The 13,745-nt window shown below is 71.7% G+C and carries 9 protein-coding genes and 3 pseudogenes; 9 read left to right on the forward strand and 3 right to left on the reverse strand.

The annotated features are described in order from the left end of the window. The first annotated feature begins 63 nt into the window (after window positions 1–63). Together ACIBNA_RS19620 and ACIBNA_RS19625 are read left to right on the forward strand one after the other, a co-directional pair. The gene (locus ACIBNA_RS19620; protein ID WP_399166451.1) at window positions 64–1,107 is read left to right on the forward strand and encodes a 3-isopropylmalate dehydrogenase; all 1,044 of its coding nucleotides are present in this window, start codon (window positions 64–66) and stop codon (window positions 1,105–1,107) included. Between the two features lie 243 nt (window positions 1,108–1,350). Next, window positions 1,351–2,439, forward strand: coding sequence for a branched-chain amino acid aminotransferase (locus ACIBNA_RS19625; RefSeq protein WP_399166452.1), 1,089 nt, complete (start codon window positions 1,351–1,353; stop codon window positions 2,437–2,439). Between the two features lie 514 nt (window positions 2,440–2,953). Here ACIBNA_RS19625 and ACIBNA_RS19630 read toward each other — a convergent pair. Beyond that, window positions 2,954–4,088, reverse strand: a pseudogene (locus ACIBNA_RS19630) (ABC transporter substrate-binding protein); the annotation flags it as partial. Between the two features lie 275 nt (window positions 4,089–4,363). On the opposite strand from ACIBNA_RS19630, the pseudogene ACIBNA_RS19635 reads away from it, so the two are divergent. The 5 genes and pseudogenes from ACIBNA_RS19635 to ACIBNA_RS19655 form a co-directional block, all read left to right on the forward strand. After that, window positions 4,364–4,527 (forward strand): annotated as a pseudogene (locus ACIBNA_RS19635) (agmatine deiminase family protein); the annotation flags it as partial. Then, window positions 4,493–4,942 (forward strand): annotated as a pseudogene (locus ACIBNA_RS19640) (TetR family transcriptional regulator C-terminal domain-containing protein); the annotation flags it as partial. The pseudogenes ACIBNA_RS19635 and ACIBNA_RS19640, both read left to right, overlap by 35 nt. Before the next feature lie 125 nt (window positions 4,943–5,067). Beyond that, the gene (locus ACIBNA_RS19645; protein ID WP_399166490.1) at window positions 5,068–6,312 is read left to right on the forward strand and encodes a TolB family protein; all 1,245 of its coding nucleotides are present in this window, start codon (window positions 5,068–5,070) and stop codon (window positions 6,310–6,312) included. 301 nt (window positions 6,313–6,613) lie between these two features. Then, entirely contained in the window at window positions 6,614–8,218 is a 1,605-nt protein-coding gene (gene cimA, locus ACIBNA_RS19650; protein ID WP_399166453.1) for a citramalate synthase, read from the forward strand. A gap of 134 nt (window positions 8,219–8,352) precedes the next feature. After that, the gene (locus ACIBNA_RS19655; protein ID WP_399166454.1) at window positions 8,353–9,705 is read left to right on the forward strand and encodes a hypothetical protein; all 1,353 of its coding nucleotides are present in this window, start codon (window positions 8,353–8,355) and stop codon (window positions 9,703–9,705) included. A 479-nt stretch (window positions 9,706–10,184) separates the two neighbouring features. On the opposite strand, the gene ACIBNA_RS19660 is transcribed toward ACIBNA_RS19655, so the two are convergent. Together ACIBNA_RS19660 and ACIBNA_RS19665 are read right to left on the reverse strand one after the other, a co-directional pair. Further along, the gene (locus tag ACIBNA_RS19660) at window positions 10,185–11,357 is read right to left on the reverse strand and encodes a Cmx/CmrA family chloramphenicol efflux MFS transporter (RefSeq protein WP_399166455.1); all 1,173 of its coding nucleotides are present in this window, start codon (window positions 11,355–11,357) and stop codon (window positions 10,185–10,187) included. 157 nt (window positions 11,358–11,514) lie between these two features. Further along, complete coding sequence (locus tag ACIBNA_RS19665) at window positions 11,515–12,453, reverse strand: DMT family transporter (protein ID WP_399166491.1); 939 nt, start codon at window positions 12,451–12,453, stop codon at window positions 11,515–11,517. 73 nt (window positions 12,454–12,526) lie between these two features. Here ACIBNA_RS19665 and ACIBNA_RS19670 point away from each other — a divergent pair, with 73 nt between their 5' ends. Continuing rightward, window positions 12,527–13,111 (forward strand): TetR/AcrR family transcriptional regulator, encoded by a 585-nt coding sequence (locus ACIBNA_RS19670; protein WP_399166456.1) that lies wholly within the window; start codon window positions 12,527–12,529, stop codon window positions 13,109–13,111. Between the two features lie 39 nt (window positions 13,112–13,150). After that, window positions 13,151–13,723 carry a YdeI family protein gene (locus ACIBNA_RS19675; RefSeq protein WP_399166457.1) on the forward strand — a complete coding sequence of 191 codons (573 nt, stop codon included), beginning with the start codon at window positions 13,151–13,153 and terminating at the stop codon, window positions 13,721–13,723. The last annotated feature ends 22 nt before the right edge of the window (window positions 13,724–13,745 follow it).

Genomic DNA, 13,745 nt, shown 5'->3' on the forward strand with positions numbered 1-13,745 from the left:
CCTCACCTGTCCGCATCACGGACACCCCGTGTCATCCCATGGGACGGGGAGTAGGGTGCCCGCATGTCTCGCAGCATCAATCTCGCAGTGATTCCCGGTGACGGCATCGGCCAGGAAGTCGTGGCCGAAGGCCTGAAGGTCCTCTCCGCCGTCCTTCCGCAGGATGTGAAGCTGGAGACCAAGGAGTACGACTTCGGCGCCAAGCGTTACCACGCCACCGGTGAGACCCTCACCGACGCCGACCTCGACGCCCTGAAGAAGCACGACGCCATCCTGCTCGGCGCGATCGGCGACCCGAGCGTGCCGTCCGGCGTCCTGGAGCGCGGCTTCCTGCTGAAGCTCCGCTTCGCCTTCGACCACCACGTCAACCTGCGTCCGTCGAAGCTGCTGCCGGGTGTCGCCACCCCGCTGGCCGGCGAGCCGCAGATCGACTTCGTCGTGGTCCGCGAGGGCACCGAGGGCCCGTACACCGGCAACGGCGGCACGATCCGCAAGGGCACCGAGCACGAGGTCGCCACCGAGGTCTCCGTGAACACGGCCTTCGGTGTCGAGCGCGTGGTCCGCGACGCCTTCGCGCGTGCCCAGGCCCGCCCGCGCAAGAAGCTGGCGCTGATCCACAAGAACAACGTGCTGACCTTCGCGGGTCACCTGTGGACCAACATCTTCAACAAGGTGGCCGAGGAGTTCCCCGAGGTCATCACCGAGTACATGCACGTCGACGCGGCCACGATCTACCTGGTCACCCAGCCCGAGCGCTTCGACGTGATCGTCACCGACAACCTCTTCGGCGACATCATCACCGACCTCGCCGCGGCCGTCTCCGGCGGCATCGGTGTGGCGGCCTCCGGCAACATCAACCCGTCCGGAGAGTTCCCCTCGATGTTCGAGCCCGTGCACGGCTCGGCCCCGGACATCGCCGGCCAGGGCAAGGCCGACCCGACCGCCACGGTGCTGTCCGTCGCCCTGCTCCTGCGCCACCTCGGCTACGAGGCCGAGGCCGCCCGTATCGACGAGGCGGTCTCCGCCGACCTGTCGGAGCGCAGCGGCAAGCCCGTCCGCTCCACCTCCGAGATCGGCGACGCGCTCGCCGTACGCGTAGCCGGCTGACCCGCCGCCGCTTTCCGCAAGCCGCCGGGTCGCATCCGCGCCCGGCGGCTTCCGCATGTTCCCGCCGGGTGTCACCATCGACCACCGGGCCGCATTCCACCCCGTTCCTTCCGCCGTCGCCCCCGGGCGATAATCGAACGCGAGGCCGCGGAACGAGGGAATGCTCGGACGTCCTAGCACTGGTCACCATCAGAGCTGTACCGAGCGCGGCCCGTCACTACAACCGGTGAAGGACTTCAACCCATGACGACGCCCACGATCGAGCTCAAGCCGTCCGCCAATCCGCTCTCCGCCGCAGATCGGGAGGCGATCCTGGCCAACCCGGGGTTCGGCCGCCACTTCACCGACCACATGGTGACGATCAAGTGGACGGAGGGCCGCGGCTGGCACGACGGCCAGCTCGTGCCGTACGCGCCGATCTCCCTCGACCCCGCCACCACGGTCCTGCACTACGCGCAGGAGATCTTCGAGGGGCTGAAGGCCTACCGCCGCCCCGACGGCTCGGTCGCCACGTTCCGCCCGGAGAAGAACGCCGAGCGCTTCCAACGTTCCGCGCGGCGGCTGGCGATGCCCGAACTGCCCATCGAGACGTTCATCGAGGCGTGCGACGCCCTGGTGAGGCAGGACAAGGCGTGGGTGCCGGCGCACGGCGGGGAGGAGTCCCTCTACCTGCGCCCGTTCATGATCGCGACCGAGGTCGGGCTGGGTGTGAAGCCGGCCAACGAGTACCTGTTCCTGGTGATCGCCTCCCCGGCCGGCGCGTACTTCCCGGGCGGCGTCAAGCCGGTCTCCATCTGGGTCTCCGAGGACCGTGTCCGCGCCGTCCCCGGCGGCATGGGCGACGCCAAGACCGGCGGCAACTACGCGGCGTCCCTGCTGGCGCAGGCCGAGGCCGCGACCAAGGGCTGCGACCAGGTCTGCTACCTCGACGCCGTCGAGCACAAGTGGGTCGAGGAACTGGGCGGTATGAATCTGTACTTCGTGTACGGGGACAGGATCGTCACGCCGTCCCTCACCGGCTCGATCCTGGAGGGCGTCACCCGCGACTCGCTGCTCACCGTCGCGCGTGACCTCGGCTACGAGGCCGAGGAGGGCCGGGTCTCGGTCGACCAGTGGCAGGGGGACTCGGAGAACGGGTCGCTCACGGAGGTGTTCGCCTGCGGTACGGCCGCGGTGATCACGCCGGTCGGGACGGTGAAGCGGGCCGGGGCCGAGTGGAAGCAGAGCGGGGGTGACCCGGGCGAGGTCACGCTGCGGCTGCGTCAGGCCCTGCTCGACATTCAGCGCGGTACGGCGGAGGACAAGCACGGCTGGATGCACCAGCTGGGCTGACCCCGCCCCTGGTCCGGGGGCTCCGCCCCCGGACCCCCCGGACCTGTGCCCACCCGCCGCCCGAAGCGGTCGGACAAGAAGTGCTGGTCCCCTCCTCGCCCCCGGGCTCCGTAGTCACGGCGCCCGGGGCCGACAGCATGGTGGAAGCCGGGATGCTCACCGGAACGGGGACGGAGCGACAACGGACACCTCGGCAACTGCATCGGTCCTCGAAACAGCACCGAGCATGCCCGCTGATCATGCCGGCACACCGGGAAACTCCAAGATCCCCGACAGAGTCAAGCTGAGGACCGGAGCCACGCCCCGAGCCATGGCCGCCCTCGAGAACCTGGACATCGGCCCCCTCCGGCTCACCGGCCGCACACATCGCCGTCGGCCTCCGCCACCACGCCCGCAACCCCGCCGGGCCCTTGGCCACCTTGGACATCAGGTGATCAAACCGGACACCCCGCGAGAACGACGCAGTCCTGGCGGCGTAGCCCACCGGTGGGACCTGCGGCGCCGCCCATGGTCGCGCTCCGGGGTGCAGCCCGAGCCAGCCCGGCGTGGGGTCGCCCTTGACCTCGCCGAAGTACAGGGCGAACGTCTGCTTCCAGCGCTCCACTTCGGCACGGTCGGCCATGAAGCGGGGGAAGCCGTCGAGGTGGGCGTTCGGGTACTCCCAGATCGGCTTCAGCCCGCCCGCGGGAGTGACGTCGATCCGTACCGACCAGCCGGTGCGGGCTGCTTGCTGCCGTTCGGCGGACAGCACCCAGTTGAGGTAGAGCTTGGCCGCGGTCGGGTTCTTGGCCTGTCTCAGGACCGCGAGGCGCTGCCCCCACGCCATGAACGGATGCCCGTCGGCCACCGCCCACTGCACGGGCTCCGACGCCGACGCCCTCAGCGACCCCGCCCCGCCGATACCGATCGCCGCCTGGCCGCCGTTCAGCGCGTCCTCCGGGGAATTGGTGCCCCGCGCGAACCGCACGTCCTGTGCGGTTCGCGCGGGGCACCCAGTCCCAGCCGTACCGCTCGGTGTACAGCTTGTAGAGATACAGGACCGCGTCGTCGTCATGCGGGTACGACGAGGCGATCTTCCCCTTCCACTTCGGGTCGACCAGGTCGAGCGGAGTGCGCGGCGCGTCCGAACCGACCGCCGCCGGGCCGTACATGAAGCTGAAGGCGATCACCGCGCCCGCAACCCAGGCGCCCTGAGGGTCCCGGAAGCGGTGGTGCAGCTTGGAGAACCCGGCGGGCTTGTAGGGCAGCAGACGGCCTTGCTCCTTCCAGTGCGCGAAGTCGTGCAGAGTCTGCAGCTGGACGAGGTCGGGGACGAGGCTGCCGGTCGCTAGCTGGTTGTCGACACGGACGTCGTGGTACTTGCTGTAGTCCACGATCAGCGTCATGTCGATGCCCGGGAAACGCCGCGTGAAGGCCGCCTTGAGGCGGTCCTGCTGGTTCGGCGTGTCACCGCCGGCGTAGATCACGAGCTTGCCGCCCTCGGCGAGGGCGGCCTGGTACAGCTCGTCGAGCGTCCTGGTCTCCTCGGGGCCGGAGGCGTACCGGGCCGCGGAAGGAGAGGCTGTGGCCGGAGCCGCGGCGGCGCCGAGACCGAGGGCGGCACCCGCGCCCGTGGCGAGGATACGTCGCCTGCTGAGGAAGCCGGACATGTAGGAAAGACCTCTCTGCTGGGGGGAAGCACGAGACCCGGCGCCATGGGCACGGGCCATAATCAGGGCGTGTGCCGAGTGCAGATGGCGCGTGGTCCGTACGGGGTCTTCGGTACTCGGACGGACCGCCGGACGTGGTGGCGATCCTGCTGCTATTCGCCACCGGCAACCAGCCGCTGCTTTCCCTACGAGCGGTCTTCCTACTACTGACAGGGAGAGGCTATGGAGAGGGCAGAGCAGGAGTTTGCCCGGTTCGTGCGAACTTGGTCCGGTTGACGTTGGCGGCGATCTGGCTGCCGCGCGGCCTGACCGGCGACTACCCCCCCCGCACGGCTTCGGCACCCTCGGCCACGTCGACATCGTCGCGGCCTTCGCCCGCCCCGGCGTGGTCGTGGCCCATGTGCAAGGACGAACTGCTGCTGCGCACCCTGGAGTGGAGCGAGGCCCGCCTGGGCGCCGAGCGCGGACGGCTGCTGACCCGCGCCGCCACCGCTCGCGAACGCCTCGACGCCTACGTCGACCTGTACGTCCCCGACGGTCACCGCGACCCGCACTGGACGCTGTGGCTGGAGGTGTGGAACCGCTCGCAGAGCGCTGCCGCCGACGCAGACGCCCGCGACCGGCAGGCCGCCATCGAGGGCGTCTGGCACCGCGACCTGGTGGCCCTGCTCGCCGAGGGCATCTCGCGGGGCGAGTTCAAAAGCGTCGACCCGGACCGGTTCGCCGCCTGCCTGCGGGCGCTGCTGGACGGCTTCGCCATCCATGTGGCGATCGGCCTGCGCGGCACCGGCCGGGCCCAAGTCCTCAGGCACGTGCACGAGTTCCTCGCCGACAGCCTCCTCGCGGACACCTGAACACCCGCCCGGGTTGTACTCAATACGGCGGATTGACCCTGTGGCCCGTGGTGCTGTTGGCTCTGGGGAGCCCTCGGCGCGGGGCCGGGGGAGAAGCGTCAACGGGGACACAGGGGGAACAGCACATGACCAGCACCAGGAGGGCCACGTCCGTCGCGCTCGGCGTGGCCCTGGCCGTCACGCTCGGCGGCGTCGCCGCGCTGCCCGCGACCGCCGCTGAGGCGGCGCCGCGGACCGAGAAGGCGAGCATCGCCCCGGACGGCACCGACGGCAACGCCGCCTCCGGCGGGCCGAGCCTGAGCGCCGACGGCCGTCATCTGGCCTTCGTCTCCAGCGCCGACAAGCTCGCCGCCGGCGACACCGACGGCACCGCCGACGCCTTCGTCCGCGACCTGAAGACCGGCACGACCCGGCTGGCCAGTACGGCGGCGGACGGCGGCCCGGTCGACGACGTCGCCCTCAGCGGCAACGGCCGGTACCTGGCCTACGGCGCCACCGACGGCGACGGCCGCAGCCACATCTGGGTCAAGGACCTGAAGTCCGGCGCCCTCCAGCGCATCGACGACACCGTCGACACGGGCTACGACACCGGCCGGCGACCCGCCGTCAGCGCCGACGGCCGCTACGTCGCCTTCGTCGCGCAGCGCTCGCAGTTCACGCAGTCCGACGACGGCTGGGGACGCGTCTACCGCGTCGACCGCACCACCGGCGAGGCCGTCCGCATCAGCCAGGTGCCCGCGGCGGGCGACCGGAAGACCGCCGCCACCCACCCGACCATCAGCGCCGACGGCAGCCGGGTCGGCTACCAGTTCTTCGTCCCGCACCCCGCCTCGGGCGACTGGAGCGACGCCTACGTCCGTGACGTGCCAAGCGGCGATCTGTTCCACGCCGACCGGGCGCCGGACGGTCTGAAGTCCACCGGCCAGACCGAGTTTCCGCAGGTCAGCGCAGACGGCCGGTACGCCGTCTTCAACTCGCTCGACTCGCAGCTCACCCCGGGCGACACCAACAGCGGCCACAACGCCTTCGTCCGTGACCTCAAGACGGGCGAGCTGCGCCGCATCGACGCCGCCGACCCGGCCGCCTTCACCGCCTATCCGCAGCTCAGCGCCGACAACCGGCATCTGGCCTTCGTCTCGGCCGACCCGGGCGACACGGACCGTACGACCCGCGCGTACGTACGTGACCTGCGCACCGGGCGCACGGTCCTGGCCAGCCCGGACGCCGAGGGCGGCCCGAACGACCAGAGCGTGTCCGCCCCGGTGATCGACCGGCACGGCCGCCAGGTCGCCTTCAGCAGCTCCTCACCCGACCTCGTGCCCGGCGACACGTACGACACCTCGCACGTCTACGTCCGCCACATGAGGTGACCGACCGCATCCTGAGACACCCGTGAGCCAAGCACGGGGGTTGTGCCAGAATGCCCCCGTGCTCTCGTTCGCCATGATTATTGGCAGCAGGCGCGCCGGTCCGCAGTGACCGCCACGTACGACCAGGTACGGGCGGACACCGTCGTCCTCGACCCGCGCGCAGACCTCTCGCACCCGCGAGAGGTTTTTCGCATTTCTGGCCCACCCGCAGCCGGAGGCGAGAGCGCGAGGGAGTATGTGAGGGCGGTGGAGCCGGTCATTCCGGTACGACCGAGATCCCATCCTCAGGAGCCTTGACACCATGACCGCAACCAGCGAACTCGACGATTCCTTCCACGTCTTCGACACCACCCTGCGCGACGGCGCCCAGCGGGAGGGCATCAACCTCACCGTCGCGGACAAGCTGGCCATCGCGCGGCACCTGGACGACTTCGGCGTGGGCTTCATCGAGGGCGGCTGGCCGGGCGCGAACCCCCGGGACACCGAGTTCTTCGCCCGTGCCCAGCAGGAGATCGGCTTCCGGCACGCCCAGCTGGTCGCGTTCGGCTCCACCCGCCGCGCCGGCACCACCGCCGCCGAGGACCCGCAGGTCAGGGCGCTCCTGGACTCCGGCGCCCAGGTGATCACGCTGGTCGCCAAGTCGCACGACCGCCACGTCGAGCTTGCCCTGCGCACGACCCTGGACGAGAATCTGGCGATGGTCCGCGACACGGTGTCGTTCCTGAAGGAACAGGGCCGCCGGGTCTTCGTCGACTGCGAGCACTTCTTCGACGGCTACCGCGCGAACCCCGAGTACGCGAAGTCGGTCGTCCGTATGGCCTCGCAGGCCGGCGCGGACGTGGTGGTCCTCTGCGACACCAACGGCGGCATGCTCCCGGCGCAGATCCAGGCGGTCGTCGCCACGGTCCTGGCCGACACGGGCGCCCGGCTCGGCATCCACGCCCAGGACGACACGGGCTGCGCGGTGGCGAACACGCTGGCCGCCGTCGACGCGGGCGCGACGCACGTCCAGTGCACGGCCAACGGCTACGGCGAACGCGTCGGCAACGCCAACCTCTTCCCGGTCGTGGCGGCCCTGGAGCTGAAGTACGGCAAGAAGGTGCTGCCCGAGGGCCACCTGCGCGAGATGACCCGCATCTCGCACGCGATCGCCGAGGTCGTCAACCTCACGCCCTCCACGCACCAGCCCTACGTCGGCGTCTCGGCCTTCGCGCACAAGGCCGGCCTGCACGCCTCTGCCATCAAGGTCGACCCGGACCTGTACCAGCACATCGACCCCGAACAGGTCGGCAACACCATGCGGATGCTGGTCTCCGACATGGCCGGCCGCGCCTCCATCGAGCTCAAGGGCAAGGAACTCGGCATCGACCTCGGCGGCGACCGCGAGCTGGTCGGCCGGGTGGTCGAGCGGGTGAAGGAACGCGAACTCAGGGGATACACCTACGAGGCGGCGGACGCCAGCTTCGAGATCCTCCTGCGCACCGAGGTCCAGGGCAAGCCGCTGCGCTACTTCGAGGTCGAGTCCTGGCGCGCCATCGTCGAGGACCGCCCCGACGGCTCCCACGCCAACGAGGCCACGGTCAAGCTCTGGGCCAAGGGCGAGCGCATCGTCGCCACGGCCGAGGGCAACGGCCCGGTCAACGCGCTGGACCGGGCCCTGCGCGTGGGCCTGGAGAAGATCTACCCGCAGCTCGCCAAGCTGGACCTGGTGGACTACAAGGTCCGCATCCTGGAGGGCAAGCACGGCACCAACTCGACGACCCGCGTGCTGATCTCCACGTCCGACGGCACGGGCGAGTGGTCGACGGTGGGTGTCGCCGACAACGTCATCGCGGCGAGCTGGCAGGCCCTTGAGGACGCGTACACGTACGGGCTGCTGCGGGCGGGAGTGACCCCGGCCGAGTAGGCGGGTGGCGACGGCTGACGGCGCCTTCCGCGCCGTCGCCGTCAGCCGATCCGTTCCGTCAGTGCGGAAGCGTCCCGAAATCCGTGCCCTGCCCGATATCCCTTATCTGCGTCGATTCGGGTAGTTTCGAACATATGAAGGCCGCACTGGTGCGTACCCTCGTACGTCTGCTGATCGTGCCGGTCGTCGCCGTACTGGCGGCGCTGATGGCCGGGGCGCCCGGTGCGCACGCGGCCACCGACCTCTCGAAGGTCGCCGAGGAACTGCGCGAGAACCCGGTCTACGTCGATCCGGCCGCCTCCGGCCAGCTGGCCGAGTCGGACGCCGAGGCGCTCGCCGACAAGATCAAGGACGCGGACAAGCCCGTCTTCGTGGCGGTCCTCCCGGCCGACTTCCCGACGCAGGACCTCTTCCGGAACCTCCGCACCGAGACCGGCGTCACCGGCCTGTACGGCATCCGCCTCGGCGACGAGTTCGACGCCCGTGCGGACAGCGCGGTGATGAGCAGCCAGGCGGTGTCCAACCTGGTCACGGCCGTGCGTGACGCGGGCGACGCCAAGGCCCAGCTGAACGACTTCGTCGACGACGCCCTGCGCAACGTGGGCGGCTCGGCCCCCAGCAGCTGGAGCGACGGCTCGGGTACCGACGTGCCGGTCGGCGGCCTGGTCACGGTCGGCGCGCTGATCGCGGCCGGCGGCGCGGGCGCCTACGCGCTGGCCCGCCGCAACCGCCGCCGCCACGAGGAGGAGCAGCGGGCCGCGCTGGAGAAGCTGCGCGTGGTGGTCGACGAGGACATCACCGCCTTCGGCGAGGAACTCGACCGCCTCGACTTCCACCCTGGCGAACCCGGCGCCGACGACGCGATGCGCGCGGACTACGAGCACGCGCTGGACGCCTACGAACAGGCGAAGTCCCTGATGGCGGCGGCGACGAAACCGGAGGACGTGCGGGCCGTCACCCAGGCGGTGGAGGACGGCCGGTTCTCCCTGGCACGACTCGAGGCCCGCCGCGAGGGCGGACCGCTGCCGGAGCGCCGCCCGCCCTGCTTCTTCGACCCCCGCCACGGCCCGTCGATCGCCGACGCGAGCTGGACGCCCCCGGGCGGCAGCACGCGCGACGTCCCCGTCTGCGCGGCCGACCGGACCCGGCTCGCCGAGGGCCGCGACCCGGTGATCCGCGAGGTCGACACCGAGTACGGCCGCCGCCCGTACTGGGAGGCCGGCCCGGCGTACGGCCCCTGGGCCGGCGGCTACTTCGGCGGCGGCCTCCTGCCCGGCCTCCTCATCGGCACCATGCTCGGCAGCATGATGGCCGCCCCCGCCTACGCGGCCGACTACGGCTCCGGCTACGGCGACTTCGGCGGCTACGAGGGCGGCGACGTCTCCGGTGCGGACTTCGACACCGGCGACTACGGGGGCGGCTTCGGTGACGGGGGCTTCGGCGGCGGCGACTTCGGTGGGGGAGGGGACTTCGGGGGCGGCTTCTGACGGGAGCGGCGATCGGACGCGCCGGCAGCCTCACGACCGGCGGGTCCGGTCGCCCTCCGCGCGAACAGGCCGAGCACCGTGCGGAAGGCCCAGCCCCGGGCGCTGCCCTCAGCTCCGGCCCCGACCACAGGTCAGCGCCCAGCCGCGACACGTGTGCCGGTGCCGGGTGGTGGGTGCCCGGTCGGGTCCGGGTTCAGGATCCGTGCGCGGGTGCCGGGTGGTGGGCGCCCGGCCGGGGCCCCGGTCCCGGTCCAGGGCCCGTGCCCGTGCCGGAGGTCGGCGCTCCACCGCGTCCTGGTTCAGGGCTCGTGTGCGGTGTCGTTGGTCGACGCCCGGCCGGGTCCCGGTTCAGGGCCCGTGCCCGTGCCGGAGGTCGACGCCGCACCACGTCCCGGTCCACGGCCCGTGCGCCGGTGTCGGTGTCGGTGATCAACGCCCCACCACGTCCTGGTCCATGGCCCCGGCCCCCGAGCCGGAAGTCAGCCCGTCACCACGTCCCGGCCCAGGACCCGCTCCCGCTGCCGCCACACGCCCCCGGCCACCACACCCGCCAGCGCGACCAACCCCGCACTGACCCACACCGGCGCCCGGTACCCGAACCCCGCGCCGATCACCACACCACCGGCCCAAGGGCCCAGCGCGGCACCCACGTTGAACGCGGCCGTGGCGAAACCCCCGGCCAGTGTGGGCGCGCCCGGTGCCGCGTACAGCACCTGGGAGATCAGCGTGGAGCCGACGCCGAAGGACAGCGCCCCTTGGGCGAAGACGAGTGCGAGTGCCAGGGCCGGGTGCCCGGCCCCGAGGGCGAGGAGGCACCAGCCCAGGCACGCCGCGACGCCCCCGAAGACCAGGACCGGCACGGGACGCCGGTCGGCGAACCGCCCCGCGGCGGTCACGCCTGCGAACGACCCGGCCCCGAACAGCGCGAGCACCCCGGGAACCCAGGCGCTGCCCAGCCCCGCCACCTCGGTGACCAGCGGCGCCAGATAGGTGAAGGTGCAGAACGTCGCACCGTTCACGAGGGCGCCCAGCACCAGCGTGACGACCAGCCGGGGGCTGCGCAGCGACCGCAGTTCACCGCGCAGCGCGGGCGGCGCACCCCCGGCCGCACCGCCGGGCACCGACCTGGCTACCGCCACCAGCGCGGGCAGGGACACCAGCGCCACGGCCCAGAACGCCGCACGCCAGCCCCACAGCCCGCCGAGCACGGCCCCGGCGGGCACCCCGGCCACGCACGCCAGCGTCACCCCGCCCAGCAGCATGGACGTGGCCCGCCCCTTCGCGTCCGCCGGGACCATGTCCACGGCGGCCACGAGGGCGACGGCGAGGAACCCGGCGCACGCGAGCGCCCCCACGACCCGGGTGGCGAGCAGCACCTCGAAACTGCCGGTGAGAGCACCGACGACATGGACGGCGAGAAACACGACGAGGAACGCCAGCAGCGCACCCCGCCGCGGCCAGCGCCGCGCGAGGCCCGCCACCAGCGGCGCCCCCACGACCATCCCCACCGCGAAGGCGGAGGTCAGCGCCCCCGCCGCGGGAACGGACACTCCCAGATCCCGCGCGATGTCCGGCACCAGACCGGACAGCATGAACTCGGACGTTCCTTGCGCGAACACGGCAAGGCCCAGCAGAAGCAGAGCGAACGGCATGAAAAAACTCCGCACCCCGAAGTCGACGTCGGACACGACAGGTCGGACGGCTTCCGGCAGCGGAGCGAGCGGGCTTCAGCGGCCCGGCATCACGAGCAGCCACCGGAGAGCCGGTGGCCGCACTCTGGACGCCTCGGGGCTGGACATGGGCAAGACGTTAGGCAGGCCCGGGGGCGCGGGTCCACCGGTTTTCCTCCGGCTCGCCGCGGGCGGCCGTCACAGCCGTTTCCTTCCGGCCGCCGCCGCGGTGGACGACGACCACGGCCACGAGACAGACGGCCAGACCGAGAGCGGTCTGCACGCCGAACGGCTCACCGAACATCAGCGCGCCCCAGACGGCCGTGACCGGGGCCATGAGGAACATCAGTGTGTTCACCTTCGTCACCCCGGAGCGCTTGAGGATGAGCCAGTACAGCCCGTACCCGCCGAACGTGGACAGACCCACGAGCCAGGCGACGGCCACCCAGAACCCGCCCTCTGAAGGCGGTGCGGCGGCTCCGGTGCCCAGGGCCAGCGCGGAGAAGAGGACGGCGCTGGTGGTGCAGTGGACGGTCAGCGACACCGAGGGAGCGACCCGCGAGCGGGACCGGCTCTCCAGGAACGTGGCCGCGACCAGGGACAGCATGCCGAGCAGCGGGACGGCGTACGCCCACCAGGCCACGCCGGTCCCGGCCGCGGCGTCGGCCAGGGTGACCACGGCGACGCCGCTCAGCCCCAGCCCCAGGCCGATCCACTGCCGGCCCGAGACGTACTGCCCCAGCAGCGGTCCCGCGAGGGCCCCGGCGACGAGGGGCTGAACCCCGTCGATCAGGGCCGTCGTGCCGCTGGAGACGCCGAGCTGGATGGCGTAGTAGACGCTGAGCAGATAGCCGCTCTGCGACAGCACGCCGATGACGGCCTGCCGGGTCACGTCACGGGCGGTGAGCCCTCGCCAGGCCGCGCGCATGACGACGGCGACGGCGACGAGGACGACGGCCAGCGGCAGGAACCGCCACATGAGGACCGTGATCGCGGACGCGCTGCCCGCACCGAGCTTGGCCCCGATGAACCCGGAGCTCCAGCACAGGACGAAGGCGACGGAGAGCAGGATGTTCACGAACATCACAACCAGTAGACAGATCGGTATACCCGTTCCCCGCCAACTATACAGATCGGTATACTCGGGTGTCATGGGTACCACCACCGACATCCCGCGCCGGATCACGATGACGCCGGCCGCCCGTCGCGTCCTGGAAGCGGCCGCCCGGCTGTTCTACGAGCGCGGCATCCACGCCGTCGGAGTCGACCTCATCGCCGCCGAGGCCGGAGTGACGAAGAAGACCCTCTATGACCGGTTCGGCTCCAAGGAGCAGATCGTCGTGGAGTACCTCGCGGACCGCGACGAGCGCTGGCGGGCCTTCCTCGCCGAGCGCCTCGACGCGGCCGGGCCGGAGCCGAGGGAGCGCGTCCTGGCGGTCTTCGACGCCTCGCGCGCGTGGGCGGCGGAGCTCAGCCCCAAGGGGTGCAGCATGGTCAACGCCCACGCGGAGATCAGCGATCCCGCCCACCCGGCCCATCCGATCATCATCGGGCAGAAGCAGTGGATGCTCGCCCTGTTCACCCGCCTCGCCGCGGACATCGCCCCGGAGGGAGCCGGCGCCCTGGCCCGGGCGCTGATGCTGCTGCACGAGGGGGCGCTCGTCGCGCACGGCCTGGGCATCTTCCCGGACGCCGTCGCCCACGCCCGGGAACAGGCACGCGCGCTGTTCGTATAGCGGACGGAATCTGTCCTACTCAGTCCCTACGGTGGTGTCATGACCGCCTTCGCAGGCCCGCTCTCCTTCGCGACCGCCGCCGACCTGGACTCCTGGCTGGCCGACCACCCCGTCCCGCATTCCGGCCTCTGGGCCAAGGTCGCCAAGCAGGGCTCGGGCATCCCCTCCGTCAGCGCCGCCGACGTCAACGACGTGGCGCTGTGCCACGGGTGGATCACCGGGAACCGCAAGGGGCTCGACGAGTCGTACTACCTCCAGAGGATCACCCCGCGGCGCCCCGGCAGCCTCTGGTCCATGGTCAACGTCCGGCGGGTCGAGGAACTGACCGCCGCCGGGCGGATGCGGCCCGGCGGGCTGGCCGAGGTGGCGGCCGCGCGGGCGGACGGACGGTGGGAGGCGGCGTACGCGTCCCAGCAGGAGGCCGAGGTCCCAGAAGACCTCGCGGCGGCACTGGAGCGGAGCCCGCGGGCCGCGGCGGCCTTCGGGGCGCTCGGGCGGACCGACCGGTACCTGGCGATGCTCGGTGTACTGCGCGCCCGGACCCCGCGGAGCCGGGCGGCGCAGGTGTCGGCGGCGGTCGCCAAGCTGGAAGCCGGCCGGAAGGCCCGATAGGACGGGGAAGGGCCCGGCACCG

This window comes from Streptomyces sp. NPDC050164, assembly GCF_044459945.1.
Lineage (GTDB): Bacteria > Actinomycetota > Actinomycetes > Streptomycetales > Streptomycetaceae > Streptomyces > Streptomyces coeruleorubidus_A.